Source organism: Spirosoma utsteinense, assembly GCF_014282275.1.
Classification (GTDB): Bacteria; Bacteroidota; Bacteroidia; order Cytophagales; family Spirosomataceae; genus Spirosoma; species Spirosoma utsteinense.
The window spans coordinates 99790-118351 of record NZ_VFIA01000010.1 but is presented as its reverse complement, the minus strand read 5'-3'; the positions used below and the strand labels follow the sequence as shown (position 1 = coordinate 118351).

Annotated in this window: 14 protein-coding genes and 1 tRNA gene; 7 read left to right on the top strand and 8 right to left on the bottom strand. The window is 50.8% G+C overall.

Features of this window, described 5'->3' with window-relative positions:
• The first annotated feature begins 23 nt into the window (after nt 1-23).
• From FH603_RS10110 to FH603_RS10090, 5 genes are all read left to right on the top strand, one after another.
• A complete protein-coding gene (locus tag FH603_RS10110) occupies nt 24-1766 on the top strand; it encodes a hypothetical protein (protein ID WP_186737371.1) in 1743 nt (580 codons plus the stop codon).
• A gap of 41 nt (nt 1767-1807) precedes the next feature.
• Complete coding sequence (locus tag FH603_RS10105) at nt 1808-2773, top strand: glycoside hydrolase family protein (RefSeq protein WP_186737370.1); 966 nt, start codon at nt 1808-1810, stop codon at nt 2771-2773.
• A 368-nt stretch (nt 2774-3141) separates the two neighbouring features.
• Nucleotides 3142-3966 (top strand): hypothetical protein, encoded by an 825-nt coding sequence (locus FH603_RS10100; RefSeq protein WP_186737369.1) that lies wholly within the window; start codon nt 3142-3144, stop codon nt 3964-3966.
• A gap of 118 nt (nt 3967-4084) precedes the next feature.
• Nucleotides 4085-5041 (top strand): glycosyltransferase family 2 protein, encoded by a 957-nt coding sequence (locus FH603_RS10095; protein ID WP_186737368.1) that lies wholly within the window; start codon nt 4085-4087, stop codon nt 5039-5041.
• A 95-nt stretch (nt 5042-5136) separates the two neighbouring features.
• Nucleotides 5137-5907, top strand: a complete 771-nt coding sequence (locus FH603_RS10090) for a glycosyltransferase family 2 protein (protein ID WP_186737367.1) — start codon at nt 5137-5139, stop codon at nt 5905-5907.
• Between the two features lie 25 nt (nt 5908-5932).
• Here FH603_RS10090 and FH603_RS10085 read toward each other — a convergent pair whose 3' ends face one another.
• Complete coding sequence (locus FH603_RS10085; RefSeq protein WP_186737366.1) at nt 5933-6379, bottom strand: hypothetical protein; 447 nt, start codon at nt 6377-6379, stop codon at nt 5933-5935.
• Nucleotides 6380-6437: 58 nt separating this feature from the next.
• Here FH603_RS10085 and FH603_RS10080 point away from each other — a divergent pair, with 58 nt between their 5' ends.
• The gene (locus FH603_RS10080; protein ID WP_186737365.1) at nt 6438-7400 is read left to right on the top strand and encodes a YheT family hydrolase; all 963 of its coding nucleotides are present in this window, start codon (nt 6438-6440) and stop codon (nt 7398-7400) included.
• Nucleotides 7401-7434: 34 nt separating this feature from the next.
• On the opposite strand, the gene FH603_RS10075 is transcribed toward FH603_RS10080, so the two are convergent.
• The 7 genes from FH603_RS10075 to FH603_RS10045 all read right to left on the bottom strand — a co-directional run bounded on the left by FH603_RS10075 (nt 7435) and on the right by FH603_RS10045 (nt 17801).
• The gene (locus FH603_RS10075; RefSeq protein WP_186737364.1) at nt 7435-8313 is read right to left on the bottom strand and encodes a MerR family transcriptional regulator; all 879 of its coding nucleotides are present in this window, start codon (nt 8311-8313) and stop codon (nt 7435-7437) included.
• Between the two features lie 176 nt (nt 8314-8489).
• Nucleotides 8490-9149 (bottom strand): carotenoid biosynthesis protein, encoded by a 660-nt coding sequence (locus FH603_RS10070; RefSeq protein ID WP_186737363.1) that lies wholly within the window; start codon nt 9147-9149, stop codon nt 8490-8492.
• 81 nt (nt 9150-9230) lie between these two features.
• Nucleotides 9231-9306, bottom strand: a tRNA-His gene (locus FH603_RS10065).
• A gap of 102 nt (nt 9307-9408) precedes the next feature.
• On the bottom strand, nt 9409-10026 hold the full coding sequence (locus tag FH603_RS10060) for a superoxide dismutase (protein ID WP_186737362.1): 618 nt from the start codon (nt 10024-10026) through the stop codon (nt 9409-9411).
• Between the two features lie 59 nt (nt 10027-10085).
• A complete protein-coding gene (locus tag FH603_RS10055) occupies nt 10086-10520 on the bottom strand; it encodes a nucleoside deaminase (RefSeq protein ID WP_186737361.1) in 435 nt (144 codons plus the stop codon).
• A gap of 35 nt (nt 10521-10555) precedes the next feature.
• Nucleotides 10556-14440, bottom strand: coding sequence for an Ig-like domain-containing protein (locus FH603_RS10050; RefSeq protein ID WP_186737360.1), 3885 nt, complete (start codon nt 14438-14440; stop codon nt 10556-10558).
• A 292-nt stretch (nt 14441-14732) separates the two neighbouring features.
• Nucleotides 14733-17801, bottom strand: a complete 3069-nt coding sequence (locus FH603_RS10045) for a serine hydrolase domain-containing protein (RefSeq protein ID WP_186737359.1) — start codon at nt 17799-17801, stop codon at nt 14733-14735.
• Nucleotides 17802-18060: 259 nt separating this feature from the next.
• On the opposite strand from FH603_RS10045, the gene FH603_RS10040 reads away from it, so the two are divergent.
• A complete protein-coding gene (locus tag FH603_RS10040) occupies nt 18061-18561 on the top strand; it encodes a rhodanese-like domain-containing protein (RefSeq protein WP_186737358.1) in 501 nt (166 codons plus the stop codon).
• The last annotated feature ends 1 nt before the right edge of the window (nt 18562 follow it).

Genomic DNA, 18562 nt, shown 5'->3' with positions numbered 1-18562 from the left:
CTGCCAGCCTTAGCTGGCCCTCTATGCCAAGTTTCGATTCTTCTCCAGTCACCTACTGGGTTCCCGTTTATCTGCTCTGCTGGCTGCTGGCGTGGGTAACACTTACAAGTAAACTCCGCTCGTCCTGGCTTTTTCTGGGCTTTTCCTTTTTGTTGCTCTTCCTGTTGCGCCTGGCCAGTATCGTTTATAATCAGGAAATCAATCCCGACGAAAGCCAGATGATCGCGCAGGCGTTGACCCTTCGGTATGATCCTGTCTTCTGGCGGTCGGTAGATGGAACAACGGGTGGTCCGCTCAATACCTATCTGCTTACCTGGGTAGGCCTGTTAGGACTTCCCTTCGACTACATCACAGCCCACCTCGTTGCTTATGCGCTGGTAACTGTGATTTTATTATTGACTTATAAAACAGCTAGTTACTGGTTCGGTGAGACGCCTGCCCGCTGGGCGTTATTACCTTTCGTTCTGATGTTGGGCCTGACACAAAACGCCGATTTGCTGCATTACAACAGCGAGTTGATTGGCGTAGCCTTACTGTCGGGAGCAGGGTATCTCTATGCGCGGATACTTAACGAATCCAGGCCAAGTCTGTGGCGCTTTGGCGTTATTGGCCTGGCATTAGGCTTAGTCCCGTTCAGCAAACTCCAAGGGTTACCACTTGCTATTACACTCGGGATGTTTGTAGGTATCGACCTGCTTACGCGCAGGCAGTTAAGCGCGGGTGCCAAATGGGCCCGGCTGGGTGTGCTGGTCGTAAGCGGCTGTGCTACAGTTAGTGGATTGATCGGGTTGATTGCACTGAATGGCGTGTTTGACTCGTTCGTGACCTTTTACCTGAAAGCCAATTTCGGCTATGGCGACAGTCCTTCGATCGGGTCACAGCTGAAGAGCTTACCGGCCTATCTCCATAATGTCGATGAATTGCTGGCAATTATTGTGCTGACGGGTGCTGTGTGGCTAACTGTTCTTGTTCGGCGAACAGCTTTACCGGAAGACAGGATCGGTAGCCAGCCTACCTGGAAAATTGGCAGCTTTCTGGTGTTCATGGTAGCGGTGGGCCTGTATGCCGTGCTGCGAACAGGCATGAACTTCGTTCATTATTTATTTTTCATTTTCAATCCATTACTGCTATTGCTGGCCTATGGCTGGCGCACGTTGCTATCCGACAAGCGTACCCTTACCCTGGTCTGGCGATCACAGGCAGTGGCTACCGCAGTGTTGTTGGTACTGTTCTGCTTCCCCACTATCGTTAATCAGCTTCAAGGCAAGCCAACCAACCTGTATATGTCTGACAAGCAGGGTGGCTGGAAAATGCCGCTGTCGCCCGTTGCCAAGGCTGTTTTGAAGTACGCTTACCCCGGCGAGAAACTGGTGGTTTGGGGTTGGATGTGTTCCTACTATGTTGAAACACGGATGCCGCAGGGCGTTGCCGAAAACCATTCGCAGCGCAGTGTGTTCTTTAAACCGATGTTGAAAGAATATCAGCATCGTTACCTCGCTAACGTGCTGCGGTCGTTTCCACCTGTCTTTGTCGATGCTGTTGGTAACCATAACCTATGGATGACGGACCGAAAAACGCAGGGCCATGAATTTATAAAGCCGTTGGGGCGCTTTGTGGCCGCCCATTATAAATACATGGGACTTGTTAATGACGCTCGGATTTACGTCCGTCTCGATCGCATAGAAGGCCGTCATTGTATACTGACGCAGCCAGGCACTTTGGCAGCCAAGTCACCGTCGGGAGCAACTGCTGTACTCATACATTAATTACAATAAACCCGGCGGGGTATCGCGCGCATCTCTTTCCTATGTGGACTAAAAAAGGGCTTATTTACAAACCCGACGGCTCAAAGCCTTTCAGCCGTACTCATGCACAGGTTCCCTTCGGGTTTCCGATGGGCGACAAACTACGGGTTTACTTCTCTACCCGCGATGAAACTATTTCGTCGGCTACGTCATTTGTTGAACTCGATCCGAATGACCTGTCGAACGTAACCTATATACATGATAAGCCTTGTCTGACCAAAGGTGCGGTTGGCATGTTTGATGAGTCGGGGGCTATGCCTTCCTGGTTTATGACGGTGCCCTCTGCCGACGGTGTAGACGAGATCTGGTTATACTATACCGGCTGGAACAAGAGCGAAACGGCCAGTTACCGGCTGGGTATTGGTCTGGCCATAAGTCGTGATGGCGGCCTTACCTTCGAGCGTAGCTATACGGGCCCACTGCTCGATCGATCGATTTACGATCAGGTTTGGGTGGCGCAGCCTTGCGTTATCCGCGAAGAAAATGCCGATGGAACAGCCCGTTGGCGGATGTGGTACCTATCCTGTACCAAAATTGAAGTCATCCATGGCCACCCTGAGCCGTTCTACGATGTTAAGTATGCCGAATCGAACGATGGCATAACCTGGGTACGGACCGGTCAGGTATGTATCGGTTATGACGAATTCACCGACGCTATTGGTCGGCCAACCGTGTATAAAGACGGTGATTTGTATAAAATGTACTTCTCTTACCGCAACGCTACCAACTACCGTACCGATGTACAGCGTAGCTACCGCATTGGGTACGCTGAATCGATTGATGGACTGACCTGGACCCGTAAGGATAAACTGGCGGGTATCGAACGGTCGGCCGATGGCTGGGATTCGATGATGATGGATTACTGTCATATATTCCCACATAACAACGAGTGGGTCATGTTTTACAATGGTAATGGCTTCGGAGCGTCGGGATTTGGCTATGCGACGCAGGCGATGGAAGACAAATAAGGTATACGCCGGTTAGTATACAGACCAGTAGCCAACAGAAAGGCCACACCCGCTGCGGGTGTGGCCTTTCTGTTGGCTACTGGTCTGTATACTAACGAAACCACTGAATTCTATCAGTTACGGGTCTGATGTATCTCATCGGCAGGCTACCGTTTGCCCTGCACTTTCGCCGTTGGTAAACACCAGAGATTATGTCAACACTCATTACCACGGTCAACATGAAGGAGTTGCTGGATAGTGGCTAAGGTTATCCTATGTCTGTATTGTTCATTACTTATCGTTCCACACGCTAACACAAGAGCGTTTTATTTGTTAGTTACACACGTAGCGTTCTATTTTGCAGTACGTTAATCCGTAAGTTATACACCATGAAAGAAGTAGCTAAGTACCTCATAAAAGTTGATGCTGAGTTCAAAGATGGGCGCATCGTTCCCGAAATCCCATACGAGGAAGTGATGCGGCTGGTTAACGAACCCAACATTGTTATTATCAAAACCGGAATTCCACAGGAGCTGCTCAACGGAGCTATTGAGGCTACCCGCGCCTGGTCGGCTGAGACGCCATTGGCCGATGCTCCAGATACGTTCCGGAACAACCAGCATAAACACCGGTTACATATCGCTAAAATTCAGCAGGCTCCGCAGCTTTTTCACGACCACACATTCGATGATATGGATGGTATGAAGCCTGAATACAGACAGGATCTACTGCCTGTATTCGATCCGCTGCGGCAGTTCTGGAACTCGCTGACGGGTAATGAGGAGGAGTTCGGTTTTCAGGAAGGGAAAGCGTATTTCCACCCGCAAATTACGCACTACCCCATGGGAGGCAGCTTCTTTGGCCGCCACTGGCATCCGCTTCATCCCCAGCAGGTAGGGCAGATTCTGGCACTGAACCAGTACGGACAGGAATACCACTCGGGCGGTACGGGCTACGTCATCAACGATACGATTGTTGAAACTGAAGGCCACCAGGACCGGGGGGATTTGATCCTGTTCCGGTACGATCTGCCACACTGGGTAAGTCCGTCGAGTTTTGCCGATCGGTTCAGCTGGGACGACCCCGCCGGGCGTTGGGTAGCTATTCTGCCCTTCTATAATCCGTGGGGAACACCAGCGGATAAGGATGAGCCTCAGGGCTGGAAAACAAAGATCAAAACCGCCAAAAACGAATCGACCGAAGCGGCTGCGTAACCAGAAAATTACATCATGCCAATGATGAGAACCGACGGTCTGTCCTTATCTTTGTTATCTACCAAAAACCCGGTTTGCGCCAACAAGCTGCGCGCAAACCGGGTTCATTTTTCAGTCTATGGTTAAAGTTAGTGTTCTGATTATCACCTACAATCAGCGCAATTTCATCCGCAAGGCTATTGATAGCGCCCTTGCTCAGCAAACCACCTTTCCCATTGAGATTCTGGTTGGTGATGATTTTTCGTCGGATGGTACGCGGGAGATTATTCAGGAATACGAACGCCAGCATCCCGGTCTGGTCATCGGTGTGCTGCATCCGCATAACATGGGGAAAAATGGCGGCATCAATTTCCTGGAAACCCTCAAGCTGGCAAAAGGTGAGTATTACGCGCTGATGGATGGCGACGACTACTGGACCGACCCGCTCAAAATTCAGAAGCAGTCCGACCTGCTCGATGCCCACCCCGACTATTCGATGGCGTTCACCAATACGCTTATCACGTATGAAGATGGCGCACCGTCGCATTTGCTCAACGGTCCGGATATGAAGCCGTTTTATACCGTAGACGACTTGATTGGCGAGGACGAGATCTGGTTTATGGCAACGTCGAGTACGCTCTATCGCAATAGTATTAAGGAGTATCCGGCCTGGTTCAGCGACTCATCGAGTGGCGATATCCCGCGTCTGATTTTAAAGGCGAAAATGGGCAAGATCGGTTATCTACCCGATGTAACGACCGTTTACCGCAAGAACCGGGCGGGTGCCAGTTACCACGATAACGAACGCGATGAGAAATTCCTGCGCAATCGGATTCGAATGTATAGTGATATAAACCGGGAACTGGGCCACAAATACGATCGGGTACTACGCCGGAATATTGCTCGTTATTACCGCATGATGCTCGATGCAAAGCAGTATGAGCAGAGCTATTTCCGCCGGGTCGGTTTAGCGATGAAATACTTGTATCTAGGTCAGCCAGGCTGGGGAAAATCCAAGGATGTTATCCGGGATTACGTGGTACCAGCACCGTTACGAAAAATTTACAGCACTATCCGGTTGCTGCCTTACCGCTAATATGTGCTTACCTACAGGCTATTAGCGCTCAAAAAGATCAGGTCTGTTTTATTATTTATCTTATACATACAGGGTCAAAACCCGATGATACAGGTATGAAACTAAGCGTCGTTATACCCGCTTACAACGAGGAAGAGTCCCTGCCGCCTACGCTGCGTATCCTCTACGAGACGCTGGCCAAACACGGTATTCCGCACGAAATCTGTGTCACCAACGATAACTCGAAAGACGGCACATTACGGGTTTTGCAGGAGCTGTCGGCTAAGGAGATCCCAACGCTGGTTTACTATACCAATCCCGGTCCTAATGGGTTTGGGTATGCCGTCCGGTATGGCCTGGAACGGTTTTCGGGTGACTGCGTAGCCGTATTCATGGCTGATCTGTCTGACGATCCGGAAGATCTGGTCAGGTATTATAATAAAATGCAGGAAACTAACGTGGACGCCGTGTTTGGGTCGCGATGGGTAAAAGGCGGGAAGGTTATCGACTATCCACCGCTCAAAAAAACCATCAACCGCGTTGCCAACTTTATCGTGAAGATGGTGATGGGTATTAAGTATAACGACACAACCAATGCATTCAAGCTCTACAAACGTGAGACTATAGAAGGTATTAAACCCTTCCTGGCCCCCCATTTTAACTTGACTGTGGAACTGCCGCTGAAAGCCATTGTGCGGGGATATAGTTACGCCGTTGTACCCAATAGCTGGACAAATCGAAAATACGGTGAATCCAAACTGAAGATAAAGGAAATGGGAAGCCGGTATTTCTTTATCCTGATGTACTGCCTGATCGAGAAATACTTTTCACAGGGCGATTTTCGTAAGAAATCGACTACAGTGGCATCAAAGCCTGTTAGCCGCTGATAGTCTTTTCTACGTCAAGCGCTGCTTACCAGCCAACCATTTCCTTTAATTTAGGTAGCTGGTAGAGCGCCAGCGTTTGAACAATAGCCCAGAATACGGCGCTACCAAGCATGTAGAGGAACAACTGCCCCCGGTTGACACGGAAAGACACCGCCAGGGCTGTTCCGCCAATGGGAGTCAGCAACAGAGGTGTGAGCAGGGCAATGCCGATAAGGCCGGATCGTTTCCAGATCCGTACGGCCATCCGGGTTCGCTTGGTGAACCGCTTTGGCGTACGGGGCCGGTAGCGGTGCAGCAACGCCTGCAGAGCCGCTCCGGCGTAGGATATGATCACTACGGTTATCATCATGCCAATGATGGTGCATATGGCCGTTTCGAGCCAGGTCAATCCAAGCGCCATACCCGATAGCGGGCCAGCAACAAATTTCACTGTACTGGCAATGATGACAGAAAGATACCGGGCAAACTGCATGTAATTTGGGTTAAGTCTTAAAACAACGATTCAAAAGTAAGCGTTGTTCGCTGTATCTATGCCGCTTATATCTTCAGCTTATCCTGGCCCGCCTGCTTACCAGTACAATGGGCACCTGCAAACGATCATTCCCAGCCTGATGCGGGCCGTCACGGGCGTTGTGTATGAACGCGAACGGTTAACCCTTTCTGACGATGATTTTGTGGACTTGGACTGGATCCGTCGCGGCAACAGGCGGCTGGTCATTTTAACGCATGGTCTGGAGGGCGATAGCCACCGGCAGTATATGCTGGGAACGGCCCGCCTTTTTGCTCAGGCCCGATACGACGTGCTGGCCTGGAACTGCCGCTCCTGTAGTGGGGAGATGAATCGTGCTTTTCGACTTTATAATCATGGGGAGATCGATGATATTGGCGAAGTGATTCAGCATGCGCTACAAGCAAGGCCCTATGATGAGATCGTCCTGGTTGGTTACAGTATGGGTGGTAATATTATTCTGAAGTACCTTGGTGTGCAGGGGGCTGGCTTGCCGGAAGCCATTAAACGGGGGATTGCCATTTCATCGCCGACAGATCTGGAGGCCAGTGCTTTATTGCTGGACCGTCCGTCGAACCACTTTTACCGAAATCGGTTCATGAAAAAGCTGTTGGTCAAAATAAATCAGAAAGCCGTTGGGTTTCCTGACCGGTTAGATATGACCAAACTGAGGCAGGTAAAACGCTGGCGCGATTTCGACAACTTCTTTTCTGCCCCGGTCAACAATTACCGGGATGCAGGCGACTTTTATGCACAGGCATCGGCGGTCAATTTTATGCCTGGCATTACCGTACCAACGTTGGTACTCAACGCACAGAATGATCCGTTGCTTTCGGCGGAATGCTCACCCAGATGGCTCGCTGAGAAGCATCCGCATATTTTTCTGGAAACACCCCGCACAGGCGGTCACGTAGGGTTCGCCCTGGCACATGATCAGCATACCTATGCTGAACGACGTGCGCTTGCTTTCGCTGAAGGTCAATAACTGAACGCAGCCTGTACCGGGCGTACCTGTATGGCTATGACCCTGCAATTTGGATAAGGTCCTCGATTTGATTGATTACGGTAGCGTTGTCGGGTAGTTCTATATCCTGGCCAACTACCTGGTAACCGGTCAGTAGCAGGTAGGAGTCGGGGAAGGCTTTAATCAGCTTATTGACGTAGGGCTGTACTTCGTGGTTAGACGGAACAGAGGTAAGGGCCGTAAAGATGTAGTCAGGCCTGTGGACGTTATAAGCAAACACCAGTTCGCTGAACGGCAGGCTTTGTCCCAGATAAATTACTTTGTTGTACCGGGCACGAATGATGTAATTAGCGAAAAGCAGGCTAATCTCGTGCAACTCGCCTTCGGGCAGGTACAACATGTATTTCTTGCCGTTGGGGCGCTGTTTGCTCACCTGACCATCGATAGCAACGATAATCTTTTGGCGGATCAGGTTCGTGATGAAATGTTCCTGAGCCGGACCTACCGATCCTGTTACCCACAGGGTACCAATGCGGCTCAGAAATGGATAGATAATGTGGATCATCGTATCCTCGAAGCCGAACTGCAGAATGTTTGTGCTAACTATTTTTTCAAAACGTTCCTCATCCAGGTCAATCATGGAGATAGTCAACGCGTGGATCTGATCAGGATAATTGAGCTGCCGGTCGGATATTTTGATGACTTCGCGGTACATCTCCTCAATCGACAATTTCGATATCTCCGATATCTTGTAACCATGATCTTTCAGCAACGATATATTGAGGACTAACTTCAGGTCCCGATCGTCGTAGGTCCGGATATTTGTGTCCGTCCGTTTAGGCGAAATGATATTATACCGTTGTTCCCAAATACGCAGTGTATGGGCCTTTATGCCGGAGAGTTGCTCTAGATCTTTGATTGAGTAATTACTCATAACACAAAATAGCTACGGTTGAACACAAATGGGAGTTTAATTACGGCGACTGAAATGGTTCACTGGCTGCTCTGCACGAGTCAACTAGTAGCGAAAAGCATACATACCACATCGTGTGATATTAATTATGCAAATCACGTTAATTAAACCGAAAACTGTGTGTTTTGTTTAACTTTTTACCGAAAATGCATCAACAGATTATGCATGGCAAAAAAGAAAAACTGGAGCGTTAGCAACCACTTGGCCAGCCTGTTCTCTTTTCTGAAAGGCAGAGTATACCAAAGGCTGAACAGGCTGGCCGAGACGAGCCACCAGCCAACGTAATTTTTGATTGGAATGGGTTGCCCAAACCAGGTCCAGAAGTCCAGCGAAACGGCTACCGGCTCGATGAAAAAATCCAGCCCTACCATCAATGAGGAAGCAGCGATCACTTTGGCCCAGACAGGCACCTTGAGTTGATCGCAGACGGAGCCACAGCAGTAAGAGAGGGTTAGCCAGTTGATGCCGATGACAGGTGGTACATCCCATATTTTTGCTCCCAGCCCCTGTCCGTAAGCATACTCGCCAAAAATCAGGCTTGTATGTACGCCCACTACCTCAACCAGATAACCGACTAGTAAAGCTACTATTAGGTACAGGCAGAAAGAAGGACGCCAATCGGCATGGTATAGCATCAGAACCACCAGCGAACTGATAAGCGTAAAGGGGCTTAGCGGACGAAAATAATCGGCCAGGAAGGGCATGTGCAGACCGATGGTGCCTGCTACATAAGCCAGCACTAGAACAGTCCTGATAGCCGAATGATAACGGGGCGCTATGGGAATACTGGCAGCCATAAGAAAAGAACCACCTGTATCAGCGGAAAGTTGGCCTGGAAGGCATAAAAAAAACCCTGACTTTTCAGGGTTTTTTCAAGGGGGTGAAAGACGGGGCTCGAACCCGCGACCTCCGGAACCACAATCCGGCGCTCTAACCGACTGAGCTACAATCACCATTTTTGAGAATGCAAAAGTACGAAATAATGATGAATTATGAGTAGTAAATGCCCCTTTTTTATAAGATGCATTTGATACACTCATAATTCATCATCAATGATTAAGCGTTTGCTTTGCTTTTCTGATACCGTTGTTCAGCTGCGCTCCAGTCGACAACATTGAAATAAGCCGCTATATAATCTGGTCGGCGATTCTGATACTTGAGGTAATAAGCATGTTCCCAAACATCAAGACCAATGATAGGGAATCCTTTTACTTCAGCAGTGTCCATTAACGGATTATCCTGGTTAGGGGTTGAGGTAACTGCTACTCCACCGTCTGGTGTTGCAACTAACCACGCCCAGCCCGATCCAAAGCGCGTAGTAGCCGCCTTCGTAAATTCTTCTTTAAACGCATCGAACGAACCGAACTTAGCTGTGATTGCATCGGCCAGTTCACCCGTTGGCTGCCCACCGCCACTGCCCGAGATTGTGTTCCAGAACATAGTGTGGTTGTAATGACCACCCCCGTTGTTGCGGACCGCCACCGGCGATTGGCTAATGCTGGCCAACAGGTCTTCAATGGATTTATTCTCCATCTCTGTGCCCGCAATGGCGTTGTTGAGGTTTGTTACGTATGCATTATGGTGTTTGCCATGGTGAATTTCCATGGTCTGCTTGTCGATATTTGGTTCGAGCGAATCGCTCGCGTAGGGTAGTGGATCTAAGACAAATGCCATTTTTCGGTACTGGTTTAGAATGAAAGATAGTTCGGTTGGAGTAACAAAGCCCGTTAACGTTATGTTCTTAAGCGCTGAAAAAACTTTGCCAGCAGGGTTTGGCTCTCATCGGCTAAAACACCGGTTTCCAGCCGGGTTTTTGGATGCAACAGCGATGGAGTAACCCGGCTGTAACCTCGTTTGGAGTCGGGTGCCCCCACAACCAGGCGGCCTACCTGTGCCCAGAAGAGGGCTCCCGCACACATAACACAAGGCTCGAGGGTTACGTATAAGGTGCAGTCTACGAGGTATTTGCCGCCCAGATAATTTGCCGCAGCCGTAATGGCAACCAGTTCGGCATGAGCTGTAACATCGTTTAGCCGTTCGGTCTGGTTGCGGGCTTTGGCAATGATCCGATTGCGGCAAACCACGACAGCACCAACAGGAATTTCTCCGTCCTCGGCAGCTTCTTCTGCCAGACCGAGGGCAATTTCCATAAAATAGGTGTCGGTCATGGGCAGTGGGCAACTGTTAATGGGGTGAAAACTGCTTACTGCTTGACTACTTTCCGCATCGTATATCGATCACCGACCTGAATACGGAGGATGTAAAAACCATTCGCTTGCGTACTTAAATCCAGTTCGGTTCGGCGATTGCGCGTTGTATGCTGCACGACCGATTGCCCCTGCATGTTGATCAGCGAAAGCTGAGCCGGGTCACGGGTAAGCGGCAAATCAAGTTCTACGGTCAGTATACTGCTGGTAGGCACAGGATAAGCGGTCACCAATGGATCGAGCGAGTTATCTTCGACGCTCAGCAGCGGAGCTACCATCACGGTGGCTGTGCCCGATAAAGGTCCTGTACCGCAGTTATTGCTGACCGTTGTAAGCCGATAAGTGGTAGTGCGGGACGGACGCACTTCTGCTACATAAGGACTCACGGTGGTGGTGGTTGAGTAGCTGCGAATGCTGTCGGCATAAGCTACTGTCCAGGGACCGTCGCCCCCGAATGCAATAGTCAGGTTCGCGGGGGTTCCTTCGAAGATAGTTTGTGTACCGGTCAGGGTAGCCGCCGGTAATGACCGGATAGTCAGCTGGGTTGGACTGCTGGTCCCTGTAACGCCTATTTCAGGGTTTAGCGCATTGACCCGAACGGTATATCGTCCGCTCGGTATAGTCAGGGGTAGGGTGGCTGTGACGGGCGAGGCCGTAGCTGTTGCGGCCACAGCGTACTTCTTTGTCGTGTCAGCCAGACTGATCAGTTCAAATCGGAATAAGTTGCCTGGATTGAACTCGCCGGTTGTTGAGAAGGGAACCGTCAGGGAGGTGCCTGCGCAAAGCGTCGAGCTTGTTACACTCCCTGTAGTCACGGTTGGGATGCGCACGGTAACTTCGGCTGTCGCTGGATTTCCGGGTAAACCTATACCGCAACCGTTGGTAACAGCCAATACCTGATAGGTTGTGTTGCCCCGCGGCAATACGGATATGGTCGTGTCACTGGCTAGTGAGGTGCCTGTATAACCACCCGTAATGGTGTAGCTGTACGGCGCCGATCCTGTGAATGTTAGTTTTAGCGGAACCCGTACACCCAGATTGACATTGGTTCTAAGGGCCGCCAGAGAAAGTGTCGGTGTCGTGTTGACCACAACACGGATCGTTGATCGGGCGCTGTAGCAGCCATTACTACCAATCTGATACACAAAAAACGGATCGCCTGCCGGGTCGATATTCGTGTTAATCGTAGAGGGTGTTGGTGCTTCGTTGCTAAGCCGGTTGTAAGGATCGACCCATCGTGCCGTAGCGCCTGATTCGATCGTTGCCTGTAGGGGTGTTGCTTTATCGTTGATACAATAGGCAACCAACGGTTTGGCCACTACTGGTGCTGCGGTTGTGTTGACGGTCACCTGTAGCGTAGCACGACTTCCTTCGCAATTGTCGACCGTCTGGCTGACCTGGTAGGTCTGAACGCCTGTCTGACTAATGGACGGTATCGGTGCGCTCTGCAAGGCACTGCCATTCGTGTTGTACCAGCGAAGATTCTGGCCACCTGCCGAGAGTGCTGAGATATTTTGACCGGGCTGATCGGTTTGAGCCTGACAAAAGTTGAGATTGGCTACGCTGGGCGAACCCGGCAATGGTTTGATGGTAACGACTAAATCTGCTTTTGGGCCCTCACAGCCTTCGTTACTTGTTTGAGAGGCTTTAAAGGTCTGGTCTCCTACGCTGTTCGTTGCTGGTGTAGGTGCATTGCTCAGGGGCGATCCAGTGGCGTCGAACCATTTAATATTCGAACCACTGGCCGTAAGCGGCTGAGCGCTGCTGTTGTTACAGAAACTAATCCGGCTTACACCCGGAGCCCCAGGCGTTTCTTTCACCCGTACACTCAGGCTAGCCCGCGGGCTTTCACAACCGTCCAGTGTCTGACTGACGTAATAGGTCGTTGTGCCGACAGTCGATATGGCTGGCGTCGGCGGTGTGGCAGACGCCGTACCGCCTGTTGCGTTCGTTCCAAACCAACTTGTCGTTGCACTCGTCACTGTTGTCGCTGTCAGTGTTGGCGCTGGTGTATTCTGGCAAAAGTCAATGGCCGCCGTTACGGGCCTATCGGGTGTATCTTTCACCCGAACCGGAATGGCTGTCCGGTCACTTTCGCAACCGGCGACAGTTTGGGTAACGTAATAGTTTGTTGTGCCAACGGTAGTGGTGGCTGGAACGGTAGCGCCACTGGTACCGGTGCCACCTGTAGCGCTGGTACCATACCAACGCAAACCTGTTCCGGTAGCGACTAGCGCTACGGCTGTGCTTCCTTCGCAGTAAGCGTTGGGCGGGGTAGCGGTGGGGGCGACTGGCACGGTATTGATTGTAACTACCAGGCTGGCTCGTGGGCTTTCACAACCGTTTACTGTCTGACTAACATAATATGTTTGTGTTCCTGGCACTTCGGTGGGCGGAACTGGTGCCGTGGCTGAGGCAGTACCACCACTGGCGCTGGTGCCATACCAGTTTAGGGTTCCATTGGCCGATGGCGTTGCTGATAGCGTCGTTGGTGGGCGGTTCTGGCAAAGGGCAAGCGCCGATGTCTGTGGTGCAGCTGGTGTTGGTCGGGTTACTACACTGATAGCTGCACGAGAACTTTCACAGCCATCGAGCGTTTGGCTCACATAATACATGACCGTTTCAGCCTGCAAAGTGTTAGGCGTTGGTGCTGAAGGTGAACTTGTTCCACCCGTAGCGCTCGTGCCATACCAGTTTAACGTGGCTCCCGTGGAAGGAGTAGCCACTAGTGCAGTAGCTGTCTGGCCCTGGCAATAAGTCGGTGCTGGCGTGAAAGCCGGCGCTGCCGGTGTGTCTTTAACTACTACCGCAATGGATTTTCGAGGGCTTTCACAGCCGTTAATTGTCTGGCTGACGTAATAATTTGTAGTTCCGACGTTGGTTGTGCCGGGTTGTGGAGCTTTTCTATCACCGGTACCTCCCGTCATGTTGGTACCGTACCAGAGCAGGTTCTGGCCGTTGGCAGTAAGGTCTGTAGCCGAAGCCCCTTTGCAGAAAGGGGGCGGATCGGTAGCCGTTGGGGCAGCCGGTATGGCGCTGATCGTGACTACAAGGCTGGCCCGATCACTTTCGCAGCCGTTAACAGTCTGGCTCACATAGTACGTGCCACTGCTGGTCGGCGTTGGTGCAACAGGAGTGGCTGTTCCACCCGTGGCGTTCGTGCCATACCAGTTCAGCGTGCCACCCGCCGATGGCGTGGCTGATAGTGAGCTTGCCGTTTGTCCGGCGCAGTAACTTACGGGACTGGTGCCGGGCTTAGCTGGTTTCGCTTTGACGGTTACGGTGATGGAAGCTCTGGGTCCTTCGCAGCCGTTAACAGTCTGGCTCACATAGTACGTGCCACTGCTGGTCGGCGTTGGTGCAACAGGAGTGGCTGTTCCGCCCGTAGCGCTCGTGCCATACCAGTTTAGTGTGCCACCCGCCGATGGCGTTGCAATAAGCCCAGCCGGGGTATCACCGGCACAATAGGGCGCGGGCGGTGTTACGCCGGGGGCCACGGTAGTTGCCACTGTCAGAACCTGCGCGCTACTGGAACCGGTCCTGGCCGGTGCGCTTGACACGACGCGAACCCTGTACGAATTGCCTTCTGGTGTATCGTTGGGAATCGTGGCTGTAATCAAACCGGCGATTACGCCTGACATGCTACCAATGATCGTTGGGCTGGCACCAAAAGTACCGGTCGCATCAGACAGTTGCGCCGTGAACATATTGCCTGCATTGAAGGTGCCCGTTGTTGAGAAGGTTACAGTGACGGTCTTACCCGGACAGATAGTTGCCGGAGCAACGGAATTAGTGGTTATCGTCTGGGAATAGGCGTTTGCGCATACTCCGCTGATGAATAACCACACAAAAAAGTAAGCGTAAACGTTACGTCCTTTCATACAGGTGATGTAATGAAACTGTTCAATGGTTAAAGTTAATGCTTTTACAGGCTACAATCTGACAACGAAGGAGTTGTCATATATGTAGAACAAGTCTACAGATATAGTAGAAATGTGCTGCCCGCTCTGATTGTCAATTAGTTGACAAGTATGGTTCATTGACTATTATATAACCACCACAAAGATGAAAACTACAGGCTAATAAAAATGCCATTACTGGTAAGTAATGGCATTAAATAATCTAATTATGTCACAAAAAAAAGAAATCCGTTTGATTTTTTGCTACAGTGCTTTACTCAGTAGCGCTATAAATGACTTCGTGAATACGGCGTCTAAGTTTGGTTGTATTGATTGAATTGTTGCCGGCTGTGGGATAAATGCGGTTTGATAGAAACACGAAAACAAGCTCCTCATCCGGATCAACCCAAACTACATTACCGGTAAAACCGGTGTGACCAAAGGAGCGGGCCGAAGCTTGAGAAGCCATATAGACACTGCTTGGACTTTCAGGATTTGGTTTGTCCCATCCCAATGAACGGTGACTCCGGCTACTGAGCGTCTGGGTAAAGTAAGGCACCGTCATTGGATTTAAAATACGCTGTTGTCCGTACATACCTTTCTGTAGGTTCATTTGAAGGAGCGTGGCAATGTCGCGGGCATTGCCGAACAGCCCTGCATGACCAGAAATTCCTCCCTGTACGGCGGCCATCTGATCGTGTACGGTTCCAACCAGCAATTGATTCCGGTAGTAGGTGTCCTGCTCTGTGGGAGCGCAATGCGGGTTCTTAAGCCGTAGCAGTGGCGTAAAACCCAGTTGGTGCAACCCCAGGGGTTTATAGATATTCTCGGTTACGAATTTGTCCAGCGGTTGCTGGCTGACGCGTTCCACAATTTTTTGCAGCGTCAGAAAGTTCAGGTCGCTATACACATAAGCAGGTTTGCCGGATTCGTCATTCTTTCGCGACATCGGCGACTGAACAACCCACTTCCAGACCGAATCCCGCAAGGCGGGAACAGCCCAGAGCGATGGGGCTACCTGGAGTGTATGCAGGCTGTCGGGGGTGGGGTTATAAAACTCGGCCTTCAGGCCTCCACCGGATTTTCGCGTACGGTCCCAGGTAGTGGGGTAATAGGAGACCATACCCGACTGGTGCCAGAGCAAATCCTGAATGACGATGTTTTGCTTATTGGTACCCCGGAGTTCAGGTAGGTAAGCCGAGGCCTTCTGAGTCAGATCGATTTGTTTACGGTCGTAAAGCACCATCACCGATTGCAGCGTAGCCAGTACTTTGGTCAGCGATGCCAGATCGTACAGTGTTTCGTCAGTAACCTTCTCGGCTCCGGGAGCATAGGTCAGGGCACCGAAATTTTTGTTGTAAACAACTTTTCCCCGACGGGCTACCAGGATCTCGCAGCCTGGTACAACATGATCCCGCACAGCTCCCTGCGCAATGGCATCGATTTTAGCCAGAATAGCCGACTTCATTCCTACACTTTCCGGAGATCCTATAGACAGCCGGCCTTCCGGGTTGATGCCTTCACCCATGCCAATCAGGAGATCGCCCGATGAAATAGGAAGCATGCCACGGGTGCCCAACCCACCGAACAACATCTGCGGAACCACCTGCTGCATCTCATCGATATCCTGATAAGCGCATACCAGCGCGTCGGTGCCAGTGAACTGAGGAAGGCTGTAAGGCGATCCAAAAGCAGTAACAATGACTTTAGTGCCTCGTTGTTTCAGGCGGGCGATCAGATCGAGGGACTGTTTGGTGATACCGTACCGGCGTGTAGCCGATTCGCTCATCCGGTGGAAGCTGACGACAGCGACGTTGGCGTCATTAACCTGAGCCAGTATGGTGTTAAGATCGGCTTCTGAAGTAAGTTTCTCCGGCAAGGCAACTGTCTGAAACGGGGCATACTGGTTCAGCGTCTTTTGGAAAACATTGCCCGCATCGGCACCAATGGCTATAGAAGCAAACCGCAGGGTGTCCAGCCGATTGAAAGGCAGTATCCCGTTCTGATTGTTAACCAGGGTTACAGACTGTTCGCATAGCTCGCGTTTCAGGAGTTCGGCCTCGGGCGAGTTCAAGTCCGACGATAACCCGGCGAGGTCAATAGGTTTGTATGTACTCAACCCCGCCCAGTATTTAGCCCGCAGAATTTTCTTTACTTTTTCGTCGATGAACGACTGGGAAATAATGCCCTGCTGAACCGCATTCAGGATATGCTGTGCCGCTTCCCGGACGTTCTCCGGATAAAGCAAAATATCATTACCCGCAATCAATGCCCGCAGGTTGATATCCATTGTCTTGGGCGAATGGCTGATACCCCCCATATTCAGGGCATCGGTGAACACAAGACCCCGAAAACCCAGCTCGTTCTTAAGCAGTTCGGTAACGATCTTTTCCGATAAGGTTGCTGCCAGAGCAGGCGTATTATCCATAACCGGTACGTGTAAATGCCCGGTTACGACGCCCATCAGACTATCGGCAATAAGTTTGCGGAAGGGGTACAGATCAATGTCACGCATTTGCTCCGACGATCGGCTAACCGTTGGCAACGAATGATGCGAATCGACATTAGTATTGCCATGTCCCGGAAAATGCTTGGCAGTAGCGATGACGTGCGTTCCCTGTAAACCGCGCATGTAAGCCGACGCTTTAAGCGCTACGTTCTCTTTGGATTCGCCGAAAGACCGCACCCCGATGACTGGATTAGCAGGGTTACTGTTGATGTCTGAAACAGGCGCAAAATTGATATGAATACCCAGACGCTGACACTGCCGACCGATTTCGGCACCCATCCGGTAGATAAGCTCATTGTCACGTATAGCCCCAAGCGACATTTGTTTGGGGAAATCCATGGTGCTGTCCAGCCGCATGCCCAACCCCCATTCGCCGTCGATACCGATTAACAGAGGTACTTTAGCCTGCGCCTGGTACCGATTGGTTAAAACCGCCTGGCGGTGTGGGCCACCCTGAAAGAAGATAAGGCCCCCAACGTGGTTGCTCTGGATGAGGTGGTCTATGTATTGGTAATGATTCTCATGGCGGTTCGAGAACGTCGCGACCATAAAGAACTGCCCGACTTTTTGTTCAGGTGTCAGCGTGTTAAACACACTATCTACCCAATGCTCACCACTGATAGACATAGCAAAGACCTCAACCGGTTTGGCGTATGTACGTGGGTGAATAACGGGGGGGGTAACCGCCCGTTTGGGAGTTGCCTTGTAAGGGGTTTTAGGAAGCGCCAGCCGGGTCCATATAGTACGTCCTGGATTCGTCAGGCCAAACGCAGTCAATAAACTGACGGACAGCAAGCCGACAAGCAAAACCGGCCGTATGATGTTGTTCCGCATAGGTACTCAATGGGTAAAAGAAGGTACAGTCAGCTATCGGTGGTTTAGTGTCGAACCATAAAAGTAGCCAAACATGGGCGTAAACCATAACCTGCCGTTGAATAATCAACGATTTTAACGAATAAAGCCATATGATTTGTTTGGTAACGTCGTAAAAATCGGAACAAGTCGCAACCGTTATTTACTTTAGCAACTGACTAACAATTTTGCCTGTTGTAGGCGCGCAGGGATACGTTCACTGCTTATAAAGTGTCACACTATGAAGCTATTCTGGGTCCTTTTGAGCCTGCTGTTAATGACGGGAGCTGTTGTACTGGCACAGACAACCAGCAGGACGTATGGAGCGATGCTCGAAACGATGTACAAAAAAACAGTACCGCTGGTTACCGTCGGTGAACTGAAAAAAATGCCTGATGTGGTGTTGCTGGATACAAGAGCCCGGTCAGAATATGACGTTAGTCATTTGCCCAATGCGCAGTGGGTTGGTTATGACGACTTCGATTTGAAACGAGTTCGAAACATTCCCAAACAGGCAAATGTGGTCCTGTATTGCTCGGTAGGGTACCGAAGTGAACGGGTTGGAGAGAAACTACTGGCTGCGGGCTATACGCACGTTCACAACCTATACGGTAGTTTGTTCGAATGGGTTAACGAAGGAAACCCAGTGGTAGATAAGCAGGGGAAGCCCACGGAGCGTGTCCACGCGTATTCGCGTTTGTGGGGTATCTGGTTGAAGCGGGGCAATAAGGTGTACGAGTAGC